Annotated in this window: 21 protein-coding genes; 16 read left to right on the plus strand and 5 right to left on the minus strand. The window is 50.1% G+C overall.

The genetic code is table 11. From position 1 onward, the window contains the following. Positions 1-35: 35 nt before the first annotated feature. From CF168_RS01955 to CF168_RS01970, 4 genes are all read right to left on the minus strand, one after another. Positions 36-1264, minus strand: a protein-coding gene (locus CF168_RS01955; RefSeq protein ID WP_089066791.1) for an IS3 family transposase whose coding sequence is annotated in 2 segments (ribosomal slippage) — positions 36-913 and positions 913-1264 — 1230 coding nt in all. Because the reading frame shifts where the segments join, the coding sequence is not laid out codon by codon here. 97 nt (positions 1265-1361) lie between these two features. Then, positions 1362-1682 carry a hypothetical protein gene (locus tag CF168_RS01960; RefSeq protein ID WP_089066792.1) on the minus strand — a complete coding sequence of 107 codons (321 nt, stop codon included), beginning with the start codon at positions 1680-1682 and terminating at the stop codon, positions 1362-1364. A 95-nt stretch (positions 1683-1777) separates the two neighbouring features. Next, positions 1778-2857, minus strand: coding sequence for a PepSY domain-containing protein (locus CF168_RS01965; protein WP_089066793.1), 1080 nt, complete (start codon positions 2855-2857; stop codon positions 1778-1780). Beyond that, entirely contained in the window at positions 2854-3558 is a 705-nt protein-coding gene (locus CF168_RS01970) for a PepSY domain-containing protein (RefSeq protein ID WP_089066794.1), read from the minus strand. Before CF168_RS01970 ends, CF168_RS01965 begins: the two co-directional genes overlap by 4 nt. 517 nt (positions 3559-4075) lie before the next feature. Between CF168_RS01970 and mraZ the strand changes: the two genes are divergently transcribed. The 15 genes from mraZ to lpxC all read left to right on the plus strand — a co-directional run bounded on the left by mraZ (position 4076) and on the right by lpxC (position 21055). Further along, positions 4076-4534: a division/cell wall cluster transcriptional repressor MraZ gene (gene mraZ, locus CF168_RS01975; protein WP_011624306.1), complete on the plus strand. Its 459-nt coding sequence runs from the start codon at positions 4076-4078 to the stop codon at positions 4532-4534. Between the two features lie 30 nt (positions 4535-4564). Continuing rightward, entirely contained in the window at positions 4565-5506 is a 942-nt protein-coding gene (gene rsmH / locus CF168_RS01980) for a 16S rRNA (cytosine(1402)-N(4))-methyltransferase RsmH (protein ID WP_011624305.1), read from the plus strand. 12 nt (positions 5507-5518) lie between these two features. Beyond that, positions 5519-5833 (plus strand): cell division protein FtsL, encoded by a 315-nt coding sequence (gene ftsL / locus CF168_RS01985; protein ID WP_011624304.1) that lies wholly within the window; start codon positions 5519-5521, stop codon positions 5831-5833. A 13-nt stretch (positions 5834-5846) separates the two neighbouring features. Beyond that, positions 5847-7598 (plus strand): peptidoglycan D,D-transpeptidase FtsI family protein, encoded by a 1752-nt coding sequence (locus tag CF168_RS01990; RefSeq protein WP_089066795.1) that lies wholly within the window; start codon positions 5847-5849, stop codon positions 7596-7598. Beyond that, complete coding sequence (gene murE / locus CF168_RS01995) at positions 7595-9076, plus strand: UDP-N-acetylmuramoyl-L-alanyl-D-glutamate--2,6-diaminopimelate ligase (protein WP_089066796.1); 1482 nt, start codon at positions 7595-7597, stop codon at positions 9074-9076. The genes CF168_RS01990 and murE overlap by 4 nt, the downstream gene beginning before the upstream one ends. Then, entirely contained in the window at positions 9073-10455 is a 1383-nt protein-coding gene (locus CF168_RS02000) for a UDP-N-acetylmuramoyl-tripeptide--D-alanyl-D-alanine ligase (RefSeq protein ID WP_089066797.1), read from the plus strand. The genes murE and CF168_RS02000 overlap by 4 nt, the downstream gene beginning before the upstream one ends. Continuing rightward, a complete protein-coding gene (gene mraY, locus CF168_RS02005) occupies positions 10456-11538 on the plus strand; it encodes a phospho-N-acetylmuramoyl-pentapeptide-transferase (RefSeq protein WP_011624300.1) in 1083 nt (360 codons plus the stop codon). A gap of 6 nt (positions 11539-11544) precedes the next feature. Further along, on the plus strand, positions 11545-12864 hold the full coding sequence (murD, locus tag CF168_RS02010) for a UDP-N-acetylmuramoyl-L-alanine--D-glutamate ligase (RefSeq protein ID WP_089066798.1): 1320 nt from the start codon (positions 11545-11547) through the stop codon (positions 12862-12864). After that, positions 12854-14065 (plus strand): cell division protein FtsW, encoded by a 1212-nt coding sequence (gene ftsW, locus CF168_RS02015; RefSeq protein WP_089066799.1) that lies wholly within the window; start codon positions 12854-12856, stop codon positions 14063-14065. Before murD ends, ftsW begins: the two co-directional genes overlap by 11 nt. Next, positions 14065-15153, plus strand: a complete 1089-nt coding sequence (gene murG / locus CF168_RS02020) for an undecaprenyldiphospho-muramoylpentapeptide beta-N-acetylglucosaminyltransferase (protein ID WP_089066800.1) — start codon at positions 14065-14067, stop codon at positions 15151-15153. Before ftsW ends, murG begins: the two co-directional genes overlap by 1 nt. 2 nt (positions 15154-15155) lie before the next feature. After that, a complete protein-coding gene (gene murC / locus CF168_RS02025; protein WP_037422821.1) occupies positions 15156-16622 on the plus strand; it encodes a UDP-N-acetylmuramate--L-alanine ligase in 1467 nt (488 codons plus the stop codon). 151 nt (positions 16623-16773) lie between these two features. After that, the gene (locus CF168_RS02030) at positions 16774-17523 is read left to right on the plus strand and encodes a cell division protein FtsQ/DivIB (RefSeq protein WP_011624930.1); all 750 of its coding nucleotides are present in this window, start codon (positions 16774-16776) and stop codon (positions 17521-17523) included. Further along, the gene (ftsA, locus tag CF168_RS02035; protein WP_011073897.1) at positions 17504-18739 is read left to right on the plus strand and encodes a cell division protein FtsA; all 1236 of its coding nucleotides are present in this window, start codon (positions 17504-17506) and stop codon (positions 18737-18739) included. The genes CF168_RS02030 and ftsA overlap by 20 nt, the downstream gene beginning before the upstream one ends. Positions 18740-18766: 27 nt before the next feature. Next, a complete protein-coding gene (gene ftsZ, locus CF168_RS02040) occupies positions 18767-19954 on the plus strand; it encodes a cell division protein FtsZ (RefSeq protein WP_086903078.1) in 1188 nt (395 codons plus the stop codon). A 180-nt stretch (positions 19955-20134) separates the two neighbouring features. Next, on the plus strand, positions 20135-21055 hold the full coding sequence (gene lpxC / locus CF168_RS02045; RefSeq protein ID WP_011624293.1) for a UDP-3-O-acyl-N-acetylglucosamine deacetylase: 921 nt from the start codon (positions 20135-20137) through the stop codon (positions 21053-21055). Positions 21056-21068: 13 nt separating this feature from the next. On the opposite strand, the gene CF168_RS02050 is transcribed toward lpxC, so the two are convergent. Then, positions 21069-21515, minus strand: a complete 447-nt coding sequence (locus CF168_RS02050; RefSeq protein ID WP_011624931.1) for a DUF721 domain-containing protein — start codon at positions 21513-21515, stop codon at positions 21069-21071. Positions 21516-21542: 27 nt separating this feature from the next. Between CF168_RS02050 and CF168_RS02055 the strand changes: the two genes are divergently transcribed. Then, positions 21543-22442: a M23 family metallopeptidase gene (locus CF168_RS02055; RefSeq protein WP_011624932.1), complete on the plus strand. Its 900-nt coding sequence runs from the start codon at positions 21543-21545 to the stop codon at positions 22440-22442. Positions 22443-22496: the final 54 nt, after the last annotated feature.

The following is a 22496-nucleotide window of genomic DNA, read 5'->3' on the forward strand; positions in this document are numbered from 1 at the left end:
AAACCTTGTCTCGTCCTAAGATAGGTTGACAGTTTTTAGGCCAGCTCCAGTAGCTGGCCTTTTCTATTGTGCACCTGATTAGGGGAGTCCATATTCAAACTCAGATGCGGTCTCATATTGTTGTATATTGCTATCGATTCTCTAACAAGTATCTTCAGCTCCGCAAATGTCCTACATCGGTGCAGTAAAAACTCCTGCTTCAGTATGCCATTCACTCTTTCTGCTAATGCATTTTGGTAGCAATCATAACCATCCGTCATTGACGGCTGGATTTGGCTCGCCTGAAGCGCATTCTGATAAACGGCTGAGCAGTACTGTAAACCTCTGTCTGAGTGATGCACTGCGTTGCCGATATAGCGTTTATCTTTGATGGCCATTTTTAACGCTTTCACCACACTCTCGGCTTTCATGTCTTTACTCACGTGATGACCGACTATCTTACGCGAACTGGCATCGGTGATCAGTGACAGGTAGTGCACACCTTGGTCTGACTCAAGATAGGTGATATCACTGACCAGTACATGCCCTGCATCATGCAGTCCTTCCTCTTTCAGCAGATTAGGATGCTTCTTCATCCAGTGCTTGCTGAACGTGGTTTTTGTGTAGCTTTTCTTCGGTTTAACCAGTAAACCTTCACTTCTCAAATAGGTAAAGAACCCATCTCGCCCGAGTTTAATATCGTGCTCAACCAGCTTGGATTTTATCAACGTGTAGAGCTTACGGGCCCCTAACCTTGGCATATATTTACGCCAGTACTGGACCCAGTCTTTGATAACCGATAGCTCAGCTCTACGACTTTCCATTCGAGCAACTGCCTGATAAATACCTTGCCTCGACATACCCGCAGCACGACATGCGGCAGCGAGGTTTATTTCTCCGTTGCCTTTTGCTTGCCAGACGTACCGGATAAGTACTTTTTTCTGAGGCCAGCTCCATATTCATTGTCCATGATATCAACCATGCCATTGAGGATTTGGTTACGCAGTTTCTCTTCTGCTAACTCACGTTCAAGGCGCTTGATCGTTTCGGCAGGGGTTTCTTTTGACTTAGTCATAAGGGGATGTTGAAAAGGTTTCGACCAATCGAGTCTACCATGTTTTCTAAGCCAAACGAGAACCGTTGAACGGCCTTGAATACCAAAATGGGTTTGGGCTTGTTTGTACGTCATTTCGCCTTTTTCAACACGCTCTACAACGCCTAATTTAAAGGCTAAGGTGTAATCTCGTTGTGTGCGCTTACGGCTTGAGTTAATTAATGTTGTCATAAAGAAATCCTCTTTATGTCAACGTATTTCAGGACGGGACACCTGAAACACATAAGGCGCACCTGAGGTTGCGCCTTATTCATTTAATCGCCGTAAGTTAAACTTCGATGTCGATTATGTGCTTGCTGGACGATAGTGCTGTGTCTGCGGTATCGTCGGTAACTTCGAGCACCACACCCTCTTTTAAATCTTGTTGTTTGTCCGATGCGCGGCGCTTTTTATTACGACTGGCGTTGTCGTTTTTGCGCCTTTCCCTGACTTTAACATCTAGCGTTGGGGGCAATTGTGACTGCGGGGTTTCATGGCTATCGGGCGCATTAGCAGTCGCACCGCTCACCTGATCGACGACCCGTTTGGGGGTTAATACGGGTTTTACTGGCTGTGCCAGCATAGCGTAAAGACTGTCCAATCCACTCATAGCGCCTCCTTGGTTTATGACCGCTTAACCTTTTATCGGCGGGAACTGCTTAATATTTAGACTATACGCCGATTTAAGCCTGTACGCGACACTCTCTAGTGCTTGGACTGTGGCCAATATCTGTGCTGGGCTTTGGTGGCTAACTCCAGTTTGCCAGGATGCGCCTCGTGTTGGCAGCTCAGGCGAATACCTTGTGCTAGCTCAGCGGCGGTGAGTTTATCCAGATCATAATCATTGGGGCTGGGCGCCTGCTCGACAAACCTGAGTTTACAGAGGCCGCAGCGTCCGCCACCGCCACATTGGGTTCTTAATCTTTCACTCTCTCGATTAATACTTTCTAAATAGCTGCCACTAAGGTCTGACAATTCGGCGAGCGGCTGAGCGTCTTGAGTAAAAAGCGTCAGTTTTCCACTGGTGTTTTTGCGTCTCAAGAACGGCAGCGATAACTGACCTTGATGGAATTTATGCCCAAGGATGTAAATCCCCGAAAGACCTAACAACAGCACGGCAATGCTGACAAGTTGTGCCAATAAGTTATTAAAATTGATGCCATTATTGGGAGCGTAGTCCATAAAATGCAGCATAAAGAGCAGATCCTTGAGAGCCGATTGGCGATTTTGGTGGGCCAGAACCGCACCCGAAGCGGTATCGATATAAATCCGCGTTCCAACTTCGTCCGCGGCTGTCAGCATAGCAACTGGGCCACTGGCGTCTAATGGCGTTTCGTCGGTGAGGATTTGCGGTGCGCTGAGTTCACCTGGGCCTGAGTAACTCTGTTTGGCAATAGCGAGTATCTCGGCATCATTCAAGGATAGCGGTTGGAGTGAGTCCGCCCAAAACCAGCGAGTTTGTTGAGTTGTGGTGAGCGCATATACGCCGCGTTCGAGCACTGAGGTTAGCTTAAGTTCGATAATGCCTTCTGCTTGATATTGTTGCAGCAGACTAGCAGTGGGGGCGAGAGATGTATTGGGACTCGCAGCTTTATGTGTGGTGCGATATGGGTTCGCATCCAAAAAACGCTCGTCAATCAGGTTAAAGGCGAGTCCTGTCACGACCCAAATTAATAATTGTAGGCCAACGATAAGCCCCAGCCATTTATGTATGGTTTGCAACATTAGGCTGATGGGATGTTTGGTGGCAGTGATGCTGGTATAGCGAAGTGTCGGGAGGCTCATACTCGTTCCTCACGATGTTTGGTTCTAAAACTGATATAAGTCAAGGTGATACCAAAGAGTGCCGTCAACAAGGTGAGACTGCTCATGAGTGTGAGTAAAGGATTGTTTACATTCTCTCGGGTTTCGTAGTCCATAATGTGCAGCATCCACATTACATCGAAGAGCCGCCAATAATCATGGCGGGCGCTGACCAGTTGCCCTGTGACTGCCGAGATATAGAGCGTCGAATGCATGGCATCGTCTAACGTCAGTTGCCAAACGGGGAGTGCGCGGGCTGGGATTTCACTCGGAGCGTTCTGCTCAATGAGGGTCGAGCCGATAAATTTAGCCTGACCCGTATAGACTCGCTGTGCGGCGTCGAGCGCCTGTTGTTTATCGAGCAGCGGTAATACTTCTCCCGTCTCACTGCTAAAGCGCTGCAATTTTCCCGCGACATAGGCGCGATAGTAGAGTGCGCCTTGATTAGCGTACAAACTAATATCCGTCGCGTCGGGATGTGCTTTGACTAAGTCCGTAAAGCTGAAGGCGGGCGCATCTACTTGATACATAGCCATGTTTGCTTTGTTTACCAGTGGCTTACCGCGAATAAATTCGATATCCATCCACACCATATAAGCGCCGGTGGCTAACCAAAGCAGCAATTGAATCGCGGTAAGTAGCGCAAACCACTTGTGCCAGGTTCGGATTTGAGTAGCTGTCATAGCGTTATTCTTTGAGTTAGTCCCGCGGGAGTTTTGATCTTCCTCGCAATCGTGAAATAAAGGCATCCCTAAATTGCAGAATAAATCCGCAACTGAAAATAAAATTTCAGCGATTTATGCTAGAAATTGACGCTCTATAAGCCAATGCGAATGTAAAAAATGAGTCTATTTTGTTGCCTCTTGTGAGTCCAGTGTGATTTTTCACACGGGAAAATCCCATATTTACAGAAACCCTGTGGCAAATATTTCATTGCAACTCCCTGAAAGCAAAAGGCTGCTGCTTTTTTGTTCGCTTTATATTCCCGTGGTTTTCGCCGTTTAGCCGATTTTCCGCTGATCTTTTTGTCAAAACTTTGTCGCTAAGTGATGGGCTCAACATGCTGCTAACCCGCTTGCCGACTGGCTTTATAAAAGGATCCCATCCCTTGACAATGCTTGTCTACTATCCCTAAACTTAGCATTTGTGGGAAATAGTGGATATTTGTGGATCAAAAATCAAAGGATAGGATGAATTAGCGTGTTTCGTGGAGCCAGTGCTATCAACTTAGATACAAAGGGACGGATCGCTATTCCAGTGCGATACCGCGAACCTTTGCAGCTAGAGCACCAAGGCCGCATCGTCATCACAGTTGATATTCAATCTGCGTGTTTACTCCTTTATCCCATCCATGAGTGGGAATTGATCGAAGCTAAGTTACTCAAGCTTTCAGATACCGACAAAACCCAACGGTCCCTTAAGCGCATGTTGCTGGGTTATGCCCATGAGGTGGAACTTGATGGTAACGGGCGCATATTACTGCCACCACCGCTAAGGCAATACGCCAATTTAGATAAGCGCATCATGCTGGTGGGACAGTTAAACAAGTTTGAGCTGTGGGATGAGCAAGCTTGGCTGCAGCAAATTGATGAGTGTCAGGAAACGATTCGAAGCGAGGAGCTCGCGAATAACGAGCGTCTGGCGGATTTTTCACTCTAACGAGTCGCATAACTAAATAAGAAGAGAGTAATGAGTCAAGAATTTGCCCATTTATCCGTTCTGCTCGAAGAAACGGTCGGCGGTTTGAACATTAAAGACGATGGCATCTATATCGATGGCACGTTCGGCCGCGGTGGTCATTCAAGACAAGTGCTGCAAAGACTGGGTGAAAATGGACGTCTGATTGCGATCGATCGTGACCCTCAAGCCATTGAAGCTGCAAAACAATTCGCCGATGACCCCCGTTTTCAAATTGTACATGGCGGTTTTGGCCAGTTAGCAGATTACGTCGAAGAGCTTGGTCTGGTTGGCAAGATTGATGGTGTGTTACTCGACTTAGGCGTGTCTTCTCCGCAGCTCGATGATGCCGAACGTGGCTTTAGTTTCCTGCGCGATGGCCCGCTCGATATGCGCATGGACAATAGCCAAGGCGAAACCGCTGCTCAGTGGTTAGCGCGCGCCGAAATTGAAGATATGGCGTGGGTATTCAAAACCTATGGTGAAGAGAAAAATGCGCGCCATATTGCCCGTTGTATTGCGGCTGACCGTGATAAAACCCCGTTTTTACGCACCAAGGATTTAGCCGATTTAATTGCGCGGATCACCAAAAATAAAGAGCGTAACAAACACCCAGCAACCCGGGTGTTTCAGGCGATCCGTATTTATATCAACAGTGAATTAGATCAAATTGATCAAGCGCTTGAAGGTGCATTAACCGTACTGGCGCCACAGGGACGTTTATCGATTATCAGCTTCCATTCACTGGAAGATCGCATCGTAAAACGTTTTATTCGTCGCCATAGCCAAGGTGAGAGCGTGCCTCACGGTCTGCCAATCACCGAAGATCAAATTAACAAGTCGCGTAAATTGCGCGCCATAGGTAAGGCGATTATGCCTTCCGATGAGGAAATTGAACGCAATGCCAGAGCGCGCAGCTCAGTGTTACGCATTGCCGAGCGATTAGATTACTAGAGGGCAAACAAAGTGAGTAAGCCCTCATTAAATCTGCCACGGATAGTATTAAACGACCTGTGGCAACACAAATGGATCTTGTTACTCGCACTGCTCGTGCTCAGTAATGCTGTGGCTGTGGTCTATACCAGCCATGTGAGCCGTAAGCTCACCACCCAATGGGATCAGCTGCTGCAGGAGCGTGACAGATTAGATATCGAGTGGCGCAATTTATTATTGGAAGAGCAGTCCCAGACCGAGCACAGTCGGATCACGCGGATTGCATCAAAGGATCTCAACATGAGTCGACCCTTACCCAGCGAAGAAGTTGTGGTAAAGGTGCCGTGAACATAGGGAAGATATGACTAGGCAAGCAAAAACCAAACAGGCCAGCAAAAAGCAAAAGCCACAACTGATCCACTGGCGTTTATACGTCGTGGTTGGCTTTGTATTTGCGATGTTTTCGAGCCTTGTGGGTCGTGCTGCTTATATTCAAATTATCGAGCCCGATAAGCTGCGTCACGAGAGTGACATGCGCACATTACGTACCACCAGTCGTGAGGTGCAGCGTGGCTTAATCACCGACCGTAACGGCGATATGCTGGCGGTGAGTGTGCCGGTGCGTGCTGTGTGGGCCGACCCTAAACAAGTCAATGATAACAATGGTTTTACCGATATGCGCCGCTGGCAAGCGTTGGCGGACGTATTGCACGAACCCGTGGAAGATGTGCTCGAAAAGGTGCGCAGCAATCCAACCAAACGTTTTACCTACCTTAAACGCCAAGTCACGCCTGCGGTGGCAGACTATATCACTCAGCTGAAATTGCCTGGGGTGTTTTTAAAGTCCGAGTCACGCCGTTACTACCCCGGTGGTGAGATCACCGCCCAGCTTATCGGCATTACCAATATCGACGATGTCGGTATTGAAGGTGTCGAAAACGCTTACAACAGTTGGCTTACTGGCACGCCATCCAAACAAAAAGTGCGTAAATCCCGCGATGGTCATGTGGTTGAGCGTCTCGATATCGTTCAGGAAGGCGAGAGCCCGAATGATCTGGTCTTGAGTATCGACCAACGTATTCAACAACTTGCCTACCGTGAGTTAAAGCGCACGACTGAGATGAACCAAGCGACCTCTGGCTCGATCGTAGTGCTCGATATTCACACTGGCGAAGTCTTAGCCATGGTGAATACGCCATCCTATAACCCCAACTCGCGCGACAATCTGCAAACCTTCAGAATGCGTAACCGCGCGATGACGGACACCTTCGAGCCGGGTTCGACCATTAAACCGTTTGTGGTTGCTGCGGCGTTAGAAGCGGGTACGGTTAAGTCTACCGATGTGATCCCAACCTCTCCGGGCTGGATGCGTTTAGGCGGTCGCCAAGTACGGGATGCGGCCAACTACGGCGATATGACACTGGCACGTATTCTGGCGAAATCCAGTAACGTGGGGATCAGTAAACTCGCCCTGTCGATTCCTGTGCAGCAGTTATTAGGCACTTATCAATCCATGGGTTTAGGCAGCTTCTCTGGGATTAACCTCACGGGTGAGAGCGCCGGTTTGATCCAAGACCGCCACCGTTGGTCTGATTTTGAGCGCGCGACCTTATCTTTCGGCTACGGCCTAACGGCGACCACGCTGCAACTGGCGCGGATGTACGCCACTTTAGGCAATGGCGGGACTTTATATCCGGTATCGATTTTAAAACTGAAAAAGCCGCCCGAAGGTGAGCGCGTGATCTCACAAGAGGTCGCTCACGATGTGCTGCAAATGATGGTGGGCGTGACCGAAAAAGGCGGTACAGGGACGCTTGCGCATATCGATGGCTACCCCGTTGCGGGTAAGTCGGGCACCAGCCGTAAGGCGGTAGCTGGCGGTTATGGTGATGATTATGTTGCGTTATTTGCTGGTGTCGCGCCGGTGAATAATCCCAAACTCGCGATTGTTGTCGTGGTGAACGAGCCGAAAGGCGATCTCTATTATGGTGGTTCAGTGGCAGGGCCGGCATTCGCTAAGGTGATGTCAGGCGCATTGCAAATGTTAAATGTCGAACCCATTTCCGATAAAGAACAGGTGCAATTGGCGGGACTCGCCGGGAGAACTGAATGATGTTGTTAAGGGATCTATTAGCGCCTTGGTTCCCCTACGCGGGTGAACAAACCTTCTTAGATTTGACTTTAGATAGCCGCGCAATACGTCGCGGCGATGTGTTTTTAGCGTTGCCCGGCCATAAGGTCGATGGTCGTCAATTTATCGATAAGGCCTTAGCTCAAGGTGCGACTGCGGTGTTAGTGCATACGGATAGCATTGAAGAACAGGGCAAGGTTATTGCGACTGAGCAAGGCGTGCAGATTTATTTCTATCAGTTAGCGAAGCAAGTGTCTGCGGTCGCCGCAGTGCGTTATCCCGTTGTCCAAGGTCAGTCCATGGGCATTGTCGGGATCACTGGCACCAACGGTAAAACCTCGACCAGTCAGCTCTGCGCGCAATTAGTTACGTTACTTGAGGGTAAAGCGGCGGTGATGGGCACGCTCGGTAATGGCCTGTGGGGCGAGTTAGTCGATAGCGGTAATACGACCGCCGATGCCATTACCCTGATGCGCCAACTACATGAGTTTGCAGACAAAGGCGTTAATACCTGCGCGATGGAAGTCTCAAGTCATGGTTTAGTCCAAGGCCGAGTTGATGCCGTGCCCTTCGATGTGGCGGTATTCACTAACCTGACCCGTGATCACTTGGACTACCACGGCGATATGGAAAACTATGCTGCGGCCAAGCAAATGCTGTTTCGTTTCGACGCCCTGCGTCACGGCTTAGTGAATCTCGACGATCCCGTTGGCGCCGCCTGGTTATCCGAGCTGGCAAATGTCCCCGCGAAGATGTGGGGCTTTAGCATTGAAGCGCATCCCGAGGCGGCGTTTTACACTAAGAATGCCCAATTTAACGATCAAGGCGTGCAGGCAACATTAGTCTGGCCCGAGGGCGAAATCGACATTCGCTCTCCTTTATTAGGCGCCTTTAATCTCTCGAATTTACTCGCTGCTTTATCCGCCTTGTATTTACAGGGCATGGATATGCGTGCTCTGGCCGCTAAAGTGCCTTATTTAGTGCCCGTGGCTGGCCGCATGGAACGTTTTACTACCGCGGACAACATCACCTTAGTCGTCGATTATGCCCACACCCCGGATGCGATTGAGCAGGCGCTGAATGCCCTGCGTCGTCACTGCGCGGGTGAGTTGTGGTGCGTGTTTGGCTGTGGTGGCGACCGTGATAAGGGTAAACGCCCGCTAATGGGACAAGCGGCGGAGCAATGCGCCGATCGCATTATGGTGACTAGCGATAATGCCCGCAGCGAAGATCCTAACCAAATTATTACCGATATTATCCAAGGGCTGACTCACCCAGAGCGTGCGCTGACCGAGGTTGACCGTGTGGCGGCGATTAAACGCGTCGTGGCACAGGCTAAACCTGGGGATGTGATTCTGCTTGCGGGCAAAGGCCATGAAACTTACCAAGAGGCGGCAGGTGTGCGTCATGACTATGATGAGCGCGCCCTGGCACGTCAGTTATCGGAGCAAAGCCAATGATCCCAATTTCTCTCGAGGCGCTGAGCCAACACTTAAGTGCGCATCGAGTCGGTGATGATGTCACCATCCAAGCATTAAGCAGCGATAGCCGTAAAATCGGCCCTGCGACCCTGTTTGTCGCCTTAAAGGGCGAACGTTTCGACGGCCACGATTTTGCGGCCACGGCCATTGAAAATGGTGCCGTTGCACTGCTGGTTGAACGTGAATTGGCCTTCGATGTGCCGCAGCTTATTGTTGCAGATTGCCAAAAAGCCATGGGCGCGATTGGCGCTTATGTACGTGACCAAGTGGATCCCATTTGCGTGGCCTTAACTGGCTCTAATGGCAAAACCAGCGTGAAAGAAATGATCGCCACAATTTTATCGGCTAAGCATCAAGTGCTTTACACCGCTGGCAATTTTAATAATGAAATCGGTGTGCCACTCACCTTACTGCGCTTAACGCCCGAGGATAAATACGGGGTGTTTGAGCTTGGCGCTAACCATAAAGGTGAGATTGATTACACCTCGAGTTTGGTGCGTCCTCACGTAGCGTTAGTCAATAACGTTGGCAGCGCCCACTTAGAAGGCTTTGGTTCACAGGCGGGTGTCGCTCAGGCCAAATCGGAAATCTACAACCATCTGCAACCCGGCGGCACGGCAATTATCAATGCCGATGATGCCTTTGCCGATGTGATGCGGGTGAAAGCGAAACAATATAAGCAATTAAGCTTCTCCCAGCAGGAAGGCGCGGCTAAACGTCAAATCGATGTGATTGCGACTGGCCACAAAGCCAATAGCGAAGGTTGCTATCGTTTTATCCTCAATTACGCGGGAGAATCCTGCGAAGTGACTCTGCCTCTCGCGGGGCGTCACCAAGTTAGCAACGCGCTAGCTGCGGCAAGTGTTTGTATTGCTTTGGGATTAAGCCTGAAGGAAATCGCCGAAGGCTTGAGCCAGTTGACCCCTGTCAAGGGGCGTATGCAACCAACTCAATTAGGACGCGTTCGCTTAATCGATGATAGCTATAACGCCAATCCCGTGTCAGTGGGGGCGGCTATCGCTTGGTTAAAGGAAATTTCTGAAAATCGCTGTTTGGTACTGGGAGATTTGGGCGAATTAGGCGACAATGCGCCCCTTTTACACGCTGAACTGGGACAACTGGCAAAGCAACAGGGCATCGATGCTCTGTTCTGTACCGGCACCTTAACTCAGCACACTAGCCAAGCTTTCGGGGCGGAGCACCATGACAGCGTGGCGACGTTAGTAGAAAAACTCATAAAACACATCAACCAGTTGCCGGGACAGGTGACGGTTTTAGTTAAAGGTTCACGTAGTGCCGCAATGGAGCGGGTCGTGGATGGCCTAACAGTAGCCTTCGGGCGTGGGGAGTTAGTGTAGATGCTGGTGTATCTGGCCGAGTATTTAACCCGTTTTCATACTGGGTTTAACGTATTTTCCTATGTGACATTTCGAGCCATTTTAGGCTTGTTAACTGCATTAATGTTTAGTTTATGGTGGGGTCCAAAACTGATTGAGCGTTTGCAGTTAATGCAGATTGGTCAAGTCGTGCGTAACGACGGGCCAGAGTCGCATTTCAGTAAACGCGGTACGCCGACTATGGGCGGCCTGATGATTTTAGGCGCCATCTTTATCAGTGTACTGTTGTGGGGCGATCTCGGTAGCCGTTATGTGTGGGTGATGCTGTTTGTATTAGGCAGCTTCGGCATGATCGGTTTTATTGATGATTACCGCAAAGTCGTGCGCAAAGATACTAAGGGACTGATCGCGCGTTGGAAGTATATTCTGCAATCCTTAGCGGCGTTGATCATTGCTTTCTTCCTCTACACCACAGCGTCTAACCCGGGGGAAACCCAGTTAGTCGTGCCTTTCTTTAAGGACGTGATGCCACAGCTTGGCGCTGTGTTTATCGTATTGGCGTATTTCACTATTGTTGGCTCGAGCAACGCGGTGAACCTAACCGATGGTCTCGATGGTTTGGCGATTATGCCAACAGTAATGGTGGCCGCGGCATTCGCCTTGATTGCGTATCTGTCTGGCCATGCTCAGTTTGCTAATTACCTGCATATTCCGCATTTACCTGGTTCGGGTGAGCTAGTGATCGTCTGTACTGCGATTGTGGGCGCAGGCCTAGGCTTTTTATGGTTTAACACTTATCCAGCACAGGTCTTCATGGGCGATGTGGGCTCGCTGTCTTTAGGCGCAGCCTTAGGCGCGATTGCGGTTCTAGTTCGCCAAGAAATCCTATTAGTGATTATGGGCGGTGTGTTTGTGATGGAAACTGTATCTGTGATCCTGCAGGTCGGTTCTTACAAATTACGTGGTCAGCGCATTTTCCGCATGGCGCCTATCCATCACCACTATGAGTTAAAAGGTTGGCCTGAGCCACGCGTGATTGTCCGCTTTTGGATTATCTCGATTTTCTTAGTGTTACTCGGCTTAGCCACGTTGAAGTTAAGGTAATCGCTCATGCAAAGTCAGTATTCACACATAGTGTTAGGTTTGGGTGCCACCGGGCTCTCGGTAGTGCGCTATTTGTGTGGAAAAGGGATCACACCCTTGGTGATGGATAGTCGTCGCCAACCTCCCGGTGCGGATACCCTTGCCAGCGTATTCCCTGAGGTGCAGCTGATTGCCGGCGGATTCGATTGCCGTTACTTAGTGCAAGCAAAGCAAATCATTATCAGCCCTGGTATTGCGATTGACACGCCAGAGGTGCGCGCGGCACTGGATATGGGGATTGAAGTCATTGGCGATGTGGAGCTATTTGCCCGTGAGATTGCCGATCGTAAACCTTGTGTGATTGGGATTACTGGTTCAAATGGCAAGTCGACCGTCACCACCTTAGTGGGTGAAATGCTGCGTGAAGCCGGCATGGCGGTGGCCGTGGGTGGCAATATTGGTATTCCGGCGCTCGATCTGCTGACGGAAAATGCCGATATTTTTGTGCTTGAGCTGTCGAGCTTCCAGCTCGAAACCACCCACAGTTTGAACTGCGTGGCGTCGACCTGTTTGAACGTGACCGAAGATCATATGGACAGATACAGCGATATGGATGCCTATCGCAAGGCCAAGCTGCGTCTGTACCATCAAAGCCGCTCCATCATCTTTAACCGTGATGATGCGCTGACTATCCCGACTGAGCCGATGAACCAAAACAGTTTTGGTTTAGCGCCGCCCGAGGGCGACGAGTGGGGCATTTGTGATAGCAAGATTTACCACGGACACAGTGAAATTATGCCGATCACCGAAGTATCGCTGATTGGTAGTCATAACCATGCCAACTTACTTGCTGCAATGTCTTTGGTCTACGCGGTGGGTGTGGATAAGCAAGTTATGGCCAAAGTGGCTCGCACCTTTACTGGCCTTTCTCACCGCTGTGAAGTGGTCGGTGTGAAAGCGGGCGTGACCTATGTGAACGACTCTAAGGCGACCAATGTTGGCGCCACCGTCGCGGCGCTCGATGGATTAAGCGATCACTTAGGTGACATTATTTTGATTGCCGGTGGTGATGGTAAGGGCGCGGATTTCAGTCCATTGGTCGAGCCGTTAACGAAAGTGACACACCTCATTACCTTGGGTCGCGATGGTAATAAGATAGCTGCATTGAAGGAAGGAGCCATCAAGGTGGACTCTATGGCTGCTGCAGTGGCTAAGGCCGCCGAGTTAGCCACCTCGGGCGATATCGTACTCCTATCGCCAGCCTGTGCGAGTCTAGATATGTACAGCAACTTTATGGCTCGTGGGGATGATTTTAGAAGCCAAGTGGAGCAACTCGATGGCGAGTGATGCAAGACAGCTCAGCCTGTTTGGGCGAGTGCTGAACGCACTGCCTAACTGGCAACGTGATAACGAGGTGCCGGGCGTGCAATTGTACGACCGGGCTTTGCTCACGGCCGTGCTGTCTTTGATTGGCTTTGGTTTTGTCATGGTCATGTCGGCTTCTATGCCAGAGGCGCAAACCTTGACGGGCAATCCCTTCCACTTTATGACCCGCCATGTGGGTTATCTGTTGGGATGCTTAGTGATTGCCGCTTTTGTGCTGAGAGTCGAGATGCAAACTTGGCAGCGGATGAGCCCCATCATGTTGCTTGGCGTGTTTTTGATGTTGCTGGCGGTGCTGGTAGTCGGTACCACAGTCAACGGTGCGACCCGTTGGTTATCCATAGGTCCCATCCGTATTCAGGTGGCCGAGGTCGCTAAGTTTGCGTTCTCTGTGTACATGGCGGGCTATCTGGTGCGTCGGCATCAGGAAGTGCGTGAAAATGCTAAGGGCTTCTATAAGCCGATTGCGGTATTTGCGATCTACGCGATTTTGATTCTGATGCAGCCCGACTTAGGAACAGTGGTGGTGTTATTCGTCGGCACAGTGGGACTGTTGTTCCTCGCGGGGGCGCGTCTGCTCGACTTCTTCGCGCTGATCTTTGCCGGCATCTTAGCCTTCGTGGCGCTGGTATTGCTCGAGCCTTACCGAATGCGTCGGGTAACCTCGTTTTTAGATCCTTGGCAGGATCCGTTCGGCAGTGGTTATCAGTTAACGCAATCGCTGATGGCCTATGGTCGGGGTGATTGGTTTGGTCAGGGCCTAGGTAACAGTATTCAAAAGTTGGAGTACCTCCCCGAGGCACATACCGACTTTATCTTTGCCGTGATCGGTGAAGAGTTAGGTTTTATCGGCATTATCGCTGTGTTATCCGTGCTGCTGTTTGTGGCATTGAGGGCCATTCGCCTCGGTAATTTATGTCTGGCGATGGACAAAGCCTTCGAAGGTTATCTGGCCTATGCCATCGGCATTTGGATCTGTTTCCAGACCGTCGTTAATGTGGGCGCAAGCATTGGTATGTTACCTACTAAAGGGTTAACACTGCCCTTTGTGAGTTACGGCGGTAGTAGTCTATGGGTCATGACGGCGGCGGCAATGACATTGCTGCGCATCGATTATGAGCGGCGCATGAGTTTAGTTCAGGCCGTGCAAGGGAGATTGAAGTAATGACCGACGCGGGTAAACGTATTTTAGTCATGGCAGGCGGCACGGGTGGACATGTGTTCCCGGCGCTCGCGGTGGCAAAATATTTAGCGCAGCAAGGTTGGCAAGTACGTTGGTTAGGTACCGCCGACCGCATGGAGGCGCGTTTAGTGCCTCAGTATGGCTTCGATATCGATTTTATCGACATCAAGGGCGTGCGTGGCAATGGTTTAGTACGTAAATTGGCGGCGCCTTTTAAAATCGTGCGCTCGATTCTGCAAGCCAAGGCCGTGATTGCCGAGTTCAAGCCCGATGTGGTGCTGGGCATGGGCGGATTTGCCAGTGGCCCGGGCGGTGTGGCGGCGAAATTGGCGGGCGTGCCCTTAGTGCTGCATGAGCAAAATGCCATTCCGGGAATGACCAACAAGTTGCTCTCGCGAATTGCGAATCAAGTACTGTGTGCCTTTAAAAATACCTTCACTCAGGTAAAGGCCAAGGTGGTGGGTAATCCCATCCGTCGCGAGCTTATTGCCTTAGGTGCCGAACCTAAGCAAGCCGCAGATGATGCCTTAAAAGTTTTAGTGGTGGGCGGCAGTTTAGGCGCCAAAGTCTTTAACGACTTAATGCCAGAAGTGGTCGCTGCGCTGAGTAAGCAGCAGTCGATTACGGTTTGGCATCAAGTGGGGAAGGATAATCTGACGGGCGTTAAGTCGGCTTATCAACAGCAAGGACAAGAAGGCGGCGTTAACGTTGCCGAATTTATTGATGACATGGAAGCCGCCTATCGCTGGGCGGATGTGGTATTGTGCCGTGCCGGCGCGCTGACGGTATCCGAGTTAGCGGCGGTGGGACTTCCGAGTATTCTGGTGCCTTATCCCCATGCGGTGGATGATCACCAAACCCGTAACGCTCAAGTTTTGGTTGAGGCTGGCGCAGCTTTCCTATTGCCACAGGCCATCTTGGACGTGAATAAGCTGGTGAGTAAATTACAGTTACTCGCCAATGACAGAGCAGAATTAGCCCGTATGGGCCAAAGAGCGAGAGATGTTGCCGTGTTGGATGCGACCGAACAGGTGGCCCAAGTGTGTATCGCTCTCGCCGAGAAAGGATAGGTATGACTAAGACAGAAAGATACTTACAGCTAAGAAGTATGATCCCTGAAATGCGCCGGATTAAGCGTATTCATTTCGTCGGCATTGGCGGCGCGGGTATGGGCGGGATCGCTGAAGTATTAGTAAACGAAGGCTATGTTGTCAGTGGTTCTGACATTGCGCAAAACGCTGTGACTGACAGACTCTGCCTGCTGGGCGCGAAAATTCATATCGGCCATGGCGCCGATAACGTGCAGCAAGCCGATGTGGTGGTGGTCTCGACCGCGATTAATCCTGAGAATCCAGAGATTATTGCGGCGAAGGAATTGCGTATTCCTATCGTGCGCCGCGCTGAGATGTTGGCTGAGTTGATGCGTTATCGCCATGGTGTAGCGATTGCGGGAACTCACGGTAAAACCACGACCACCAGTTTGATTGCCAGTTTGTATGGTCAAGCGGGGCGCGATCCAACTTTTGTTATCGGTGGTTTACTTAACAGCGCTGGCACCAATGCCCGCTTAGGTACTAGCCGTTACCTGATCGCCGAAGCAGACGAAAGTGATGCGAGCTTCCTGCATCTGCAACCTATGGTCAGCGTAGTGACGAATATCGAAGCCGATCATATGGATACCTACGGTGGTGATTTTGAAAAGCTCAAATCGACCTTCGTGGATTTTTTACATAACCTGCCATTCTATGGCGTGGCTGTCGTTTGTATTGATGATCCAGTCGTGCGTGAGATTATGCCGCGTATAGGTCGTCATATGATCACCTATGGCTTCAGTGATGATGCCGACGTGCAGGCGCTGAATTTCCATCAGCAGGGTCACCAATGCCGCTTTACCGTCAGACGTAAAGGCAAAGAAGATTTAGACCTGCTGCTTAATCTGCCGGGTCAGCACAATGTATTAAATGCACTGGCGGCGATTGCTGTGGCGACAGAAGATGAAATTGATGATAGCGCCATCATTCAAGCCTTGGCTGAATTCCAGGGTATTGGTCGTCGTTTCCAACACTTAGGCAAGTTCGCGACGCCAAAGGGCGAAGTGATGTTAGTGGATGATTATGGTCACCACCCCAGCGAAGTGGCGGCGACCATTAAAGCGGCGCGTGCAGGCTGGCCTGACAAACGTTTAGTGATGGCTTATCAGCCACACAGATACACTCGTACCCGCGATCTGTACGAAGACTTTATTGAAGTGTTGTCTCAGGTAGATTGCTTGCTATTGCTCGATGTGTATAGTGCCGGTGAAGCACCGATCCCTGGCGCCGACGGTCGGGCTCTATGCCGTTCGATTCGTTTGCGTGGGCAGTTAGACCCCATCTTTATTGCTAGCCCAGATCAGTTAGCCGAAGTGCTACCCGATGTGTTGCAGGAAGGGGATTTATTGTTGACCCAAGGTGCAGGTAATATAGGTGCCTTGTCGCGTCAGTTAGCCGCCACTGAATTAGGCTTTAGCACGGCTGTGACAACCGAGGTAAAACCTTGATGAATTGCGTGACAACTTGGGTTTAAAGGAAATGTTGATCCGATGTTTTAGCGCTATATAATGGCCGGTTTTCTGTGGTTTTTAGTAGTGTCGTTGAAAGGTGGAAACAAACGTGTCTTGGAGTGATAAGAGGCGACACTGGTGGGCGAGGATGTCACAGGTTAATTGGTACCTGTGGAGCGGAATTGGGTTTTTATGGTTAGTCATTGGGAGTTTTGTCTTTGGTGGCTACCAACTGCATAAGTTTTTAAATGATGCCAGCACGCTGCCCATTGAGGCGGTGGCCATCAAAGGTGAACGGACTTACACCACAGATAGAGATATACAAATTGCACTACAGGATTTAATGCAGCGGAGTTTTTTCAGCGCAGACATCACCTTAGTGCAACAGGCGTTAGAAGCCTTACCTTGGGTATATCGCGCGTCAGTGAGGCGTGAATGGCCTGCGAAACTCAGGGTGTATTTACAGGAGCAACAACCGGTCGCCCATTGGAATGGTACCGCTTGGCTCAATGTGCATGGTGAGGTGTTTGAAGCGCCATCGCATCCTGAGCTAGAGCATCTGCCTTATTTATCCGGGCCAGATGATATGGGGACCGAAGTGTTAACCGCCTACGCGCAGGTTAACTCGCTATTGAAGATTAATGGCTTTACCTTGGCCAATTTGAGTTTGACACCACGTCATGCGTGGCACGCGACACTGGGTAACGGTATTGTTTTAGACCTAGGTCGAGAAGATAAAATGGCAAGGATACAAAGGTTTATCACTGTTTATCCGTTACTGGCGAAACAAGATAAACCGATTGCCAGAGTGGATTTGCGCTACGACACAGGGTTGGCCGTAGGCTGGGGCGATGCACAAACAAGAGAGCCGATAATTAATGACCAAAAACCAAGATAGAAATCTGATCGTCGGATTGGACATAGGAACCTCTAAAGTCGCAGTGATCATAGGCGAAGTTCTGCCCGATGGCGAAATCAGCATAGTCGGCCTTGGTAACCACCCTTCAAGGGGCATGGATAAGGGTGGCGTTAACGATTTAGACTCCATCGTGCGCAGTGTGCAACGCGCGCTCGATCAAGCGGAATTAATGGCAGACTGCCAAGTATCATCGGTTTACCTGAGCATTTCCGGTAAACATATCGCCTGCCAAAACGAAAATGGCATGGTGTCGATTAACGATGAGGAAGTGACGCAGGAAGATGTTGACAACGTGATCCACACCGCTCGCTCGGTGAAGATCCCAACGGAACGTCGCATTCTGCATGTGTTACCACAGGAATACGCGATTGACGTACAAGACGGCATTCGCAGCCCTATCGGCATGTCAGGCATGCGGATGGAAGCCAAGGTACACATAGTGACCTGCGCCAATGATATGGCGAAGAACATCACTAAGAGTGTTGAACGCTGTGGCTTGAAGGTTGATGACTTAGTGTTCTCCGGCATTGCGTCGGCGGATGCGGTATTAACCTTCGATGAAAAAGACTTAGGTGTGTGTATCGTCGATATCGGCGGTGGCACGACGGATATCGCCGTGTACACCAATGGTGCACTGCGTCATTGCGCGGTTGTGCCAGTTGCGGGTAACCAAGTGACCAACGATATCGCGAAGATTTTCCGCACACCTTCGTCACATGCTGAACAAATTAAAGTGCAGTTCGCCTGTGCGCGCAGCTCCATGGTGAGCCGCGAAGACAGTATCGAAGTGCCTTCGGTTGGTGGTCGCCCATCACGCAGCATGTCGCGCCACACTCTGGCTGAAGTGGTTGAGCCGAGATATCAAGAGCTGTTTGAGTTAGTGCTCAAGGAGCTGAAAGACAGTGGTTTAGAAGATCAAATCGCCGCAGGTATCGTGCTAACAGGCGGTACGGCGTCGATTCAAGGCGTGGTGGACATTGCGGAGGCAACCTTTGGGATGCCAGTTCGCGTCGCCTCACCATTGCCAGTTAAAGGGTTATACGAATACGTGGATCAGTCTATTTACTCCACTGGAGTTGGATTGCTCCATTACGGTGCAAGACGGGTGCTTGAGCGTCAATTCGAGCGTCCTGAGCGTCAAGGGGTTACCAGTGCTTGGAATCGGGTCCAAAGCTGGTTTAAGGGTGAATTTTAATAACGCAGGCAACACGGAGATCAGACAATGTTTGAGATCATGGACACTCACTCAGACGACGCGGTGATTAAAGTCATCGGCGTTGGCGGCGGCGGCGGTAATGCTGTCGAACATATGGTCAAACACAACATTGAAGGTGTTGAGTTTGTCGTTACCAACACAGACGCACAGGCGCTACGTAAATCAGGCGCTGGCTCAACGATTCAATTAGGTCGCGATGTCACTAAAGGTCTTGGCGCTGGCGCCAACCCAGAAGTGGGTCGTGCCGCAGCGGAAGAAGACCGCGAAAACATTCGTGCAGCGATCAAAGGCTCAGACATGATCTTTATCGCCGCCGGTATGGGCGGTGGTACAGGTACAGGTGCTGCGCCAGTCGTTGCGCAAATCGCTCGCGAAGAAGGCATCTTAACGGTTGCCGTCGTGACTAAGCCTTTTCCTTTCGAAGGCAAGAAGCGTATGGCTTATGCCGAGCAAGGTATTAGCGAGCTGGCCAAGCACGTGGATTCGTTAATCACTATCCCTAACGAAAAATTATTAAAAGTATTGGGCCGTGGTACGTCATTACTCGATGCGTTTGCCGCAGCGAATAACGTGTTACTCGGTGCAGTACAAGGTATTGCCGAGCTTATCACTCGCCCAGGTCTGATTAACGTCGACTTTGCGGACGTGAAAACCGTTATGTCTGAAATGGGTAATGCCATGATGGGTACTGGTGTTGCGCGTGGTGAAGACCGTGCGGAAGAAGCGGCCGAAGCGGCTGTTGCCAGCCCATTATTAGAAGACATCGACTTAGCCGGTGCCCGTGGTGTGTTAGTTAACATTACCGCAGGTATGGACATGAGCATCGAAGAATTCGAAACCGTGGGTAACCATGTTAAAGCTTACGCTTCTGACAACGCGACAGTCGTTGTAGGTGCGGTGATCGACCCAGAAATGAGCGACGAGCTGCGTGTTACTGTGGTTGCTACTGGTATCGGCGCTGAAAAGCGTCCTGATATTCAACTGGTTTCTAAGCCAGCACCACGTCCAGAGCCAGTGGTTGTGGAACCAAAAGTAGAAGCCTATGTCGAAGAAGCAACTCATGTGAGCTATGCGGCGCCAAAAGGTAACGTGTTACCTGCATCGCCAGCACCGGCTCCAGCGCCAGCACCTTCAACAAAGCATGAATTGGATTACTTAGATATCCCAGCGTTTTTGCGTAAGCAAGCTGACTAAAACAGGTATTTGAGTCCAGCGTGTCGGGTGGTGCCTTGCTCTGTGAGGCTGTACCACCCAATGACTACATTTGTATGACATGGTCAACTTATGTTACTATGTAGTACCTATGTGGTAGTTTTGCCGCCGCTGTGTGTGCAAATATTAGGCTTAATTATAGAAATCTAAACGGGTAACTGAATGATATTTCAAAGAACTGTTCAAAAAATGGTGAAGGCTACTGGAGTCGGTTTGCACTCTGGGAATAAGGTCACCTTGAGCATTATGCCCGCACCAGTCAATACAGGGATCGTACTCGTGCGTACCGACATGAATCCTGCCGTTGCTATTCCAGCAAAGGCGGAACAAGTTCGCGAAACCACTATGTGCACGGCACTTGTCAATGACGAAGGTATTCGTATTTCGACTATTGAGCATTTATTTGCAGCCTTAGCGGGTTTAGGCATTGATAACGCCGTAATCGAAGTGGACGCGCCTGAAATCCCAATCATGGATGGCAGTGCGAGCCCATTTGTCTTCTTACTTCAGTCTGCAGGTATTAAAGAGCAGGCTGCGCCTAAGAAGTACTTAAAGATTAAACGCCCTGTGCGTGTTGAAGACGGTGATAAGTGGGCCGAGCTGAAGCCTTTCAAAGGCTTTAGAGTCAACTTCAAAATTGACTTTGCTCACCCTGAAATTGCTCGTAGTCAGCAGCACGTGGTGATGGACTTCTCTACTTCTGCTTTTGTTAAAGACATTAGCCGTGCCCGTACTTTTGGTTTTATGCGTGATATTGAGTATCTGCGTGCGAACAACCTAGCATTAGGTGGCAGCATGGAAAACGCGGTTGTACTTGATGAATATCGCGTCCTCAACCCCGACGGCCTGCGTTATGAGGATGAGTTCGTTAAGCACAAAATTTTAGATGCGTTTGGTGATCTCTACGTGGCAGGACACGCCATTCTTGGTGAGTTTACTGCCTATAAAACGGGTCATGCACTGAATAACCAATTAGTGCGAGCCTTATTGGCGCAGCAGGATGCGTGGGAGCTGGTGAGCTTTGAGAAAGAAGCCGATGTTCCCGTCAGCTTTACTGTGCCAGGTGGCGCGGTTTACGCTTAATAGCGGTTGATGTTTACTTATTACGGCTGGCCAATGTGGCCAGCCGTTTTAGTTTTTCGCCTAGTGTTCCGCTCACATTTTCTGCAAGCGCAGCAATATGTTCTGCCGCCGCTGGACTGAGTTGCTTGTGTGCCTGTTTCGGCTTTGCGTCATACAATGCTAATCTCGGGTTGACTTTAACTTCAATTGCGGTAAGGATTGGGAGCGTTTCTGCTTGAAGCTGCGCTAGTAGTTTCGGCTTTTGGAAATTAATTCGTGCGGCCCATGCTGCCGAAGTGGTTTCAACCACAAGAACACCCTGGCGGAAATTAGCGACTTTCAGCTGCTCCGCAACAGGACCTGCGACAATCTGCTTCACATGCTGATCCAGATATAAAAGTAGTTCCGCTTTCTCAGCTATATCGGGCAATGTGCCTGACAGATGTAGTAATTGGCTGAGATCCTGAGGGGGCTTTTTCATATGATAATAAGATGGCTGAATTAGGCTATGAGTGTAACAGTATTTATTCAAGGTCGGAATGGCGTCACGCGCTGGCAACCCAGTAAACGCTGGTTGCTCCTTCCCATGCTATTGTTGGCTACTGGTGCCGGTATTTATCAACACAACTCTGCTAAATTTGAAAATCAGCAAGCCAGTGTCGATAACGATCGGATCCAACGCGAACAACAAAAGAAGCAAGTCTTAGAACTAAAGAGTGCCACAGAGTCACAGCTAGCCATGCTTGCGACCCATGTCGCGCGCATGCAAGCCAAAATCACCCGTCTCGAGGCCTTAGGTCAACAAGTCGCTAAACAAAATAAATTGGATGAAGACTTTGATTTCTCCTCTGAAGTGGGTGTGGGTGGCTTGAGCGAATTAGGCTCGAATATCGAACTTGGTCAGCTTATCGATGATATGGATAAACTGGCGTCACGAATTGACAACAATAATGTTCAACTATCACTACTTGAAACAGTGTCATCTAACCACCATATAGATGCTGAACGTTATGTATCAGGGCTCCCACTCGATAAAGGTTGGTTATCGTCGCCCTACGGATTACGTAATGACCCTTTTAACGGTCGTCGAACCATGCATAAAGGGATCGATTTTACCGGTCGAGAAGGGGCTAAAGTTGTCGCGACTGCTGCAGGCGTGGTGACTTGGGCTGGGAATATGTTTGGCTATGGCGAATTGGTCGAAATCGACCATGGTAACGGTTTACGTACACGCTATGGTCATAATAAAGCTTTGTCAGTAGCTGTAGGTGATGTGGTCGCGAAAGGCGAAACCATCGCCAGTATGGGAAGCACTGGGCGCTCAACAGGGGCTCATGTGCATTATGAAGTGTTGCGTGGCGGACAGCAGATAGATCCACAGAAGTTTGTCTACCGCAAGGCAGGTTAATTGAAACATTGGCTTCTAGTTTCCATCATGGACTTGGCCTACAGAAAATAAGTG

The organism is Shewanella bicestrii (genome assembly GCF_002216875.1).
Taxonomy (GTDB): Bacteria; Pseudomonadota; Gammaproteobacteria; order Enterobacterales; family Shewanellaceae; genus Shewanella; species Shewanella seohaensis.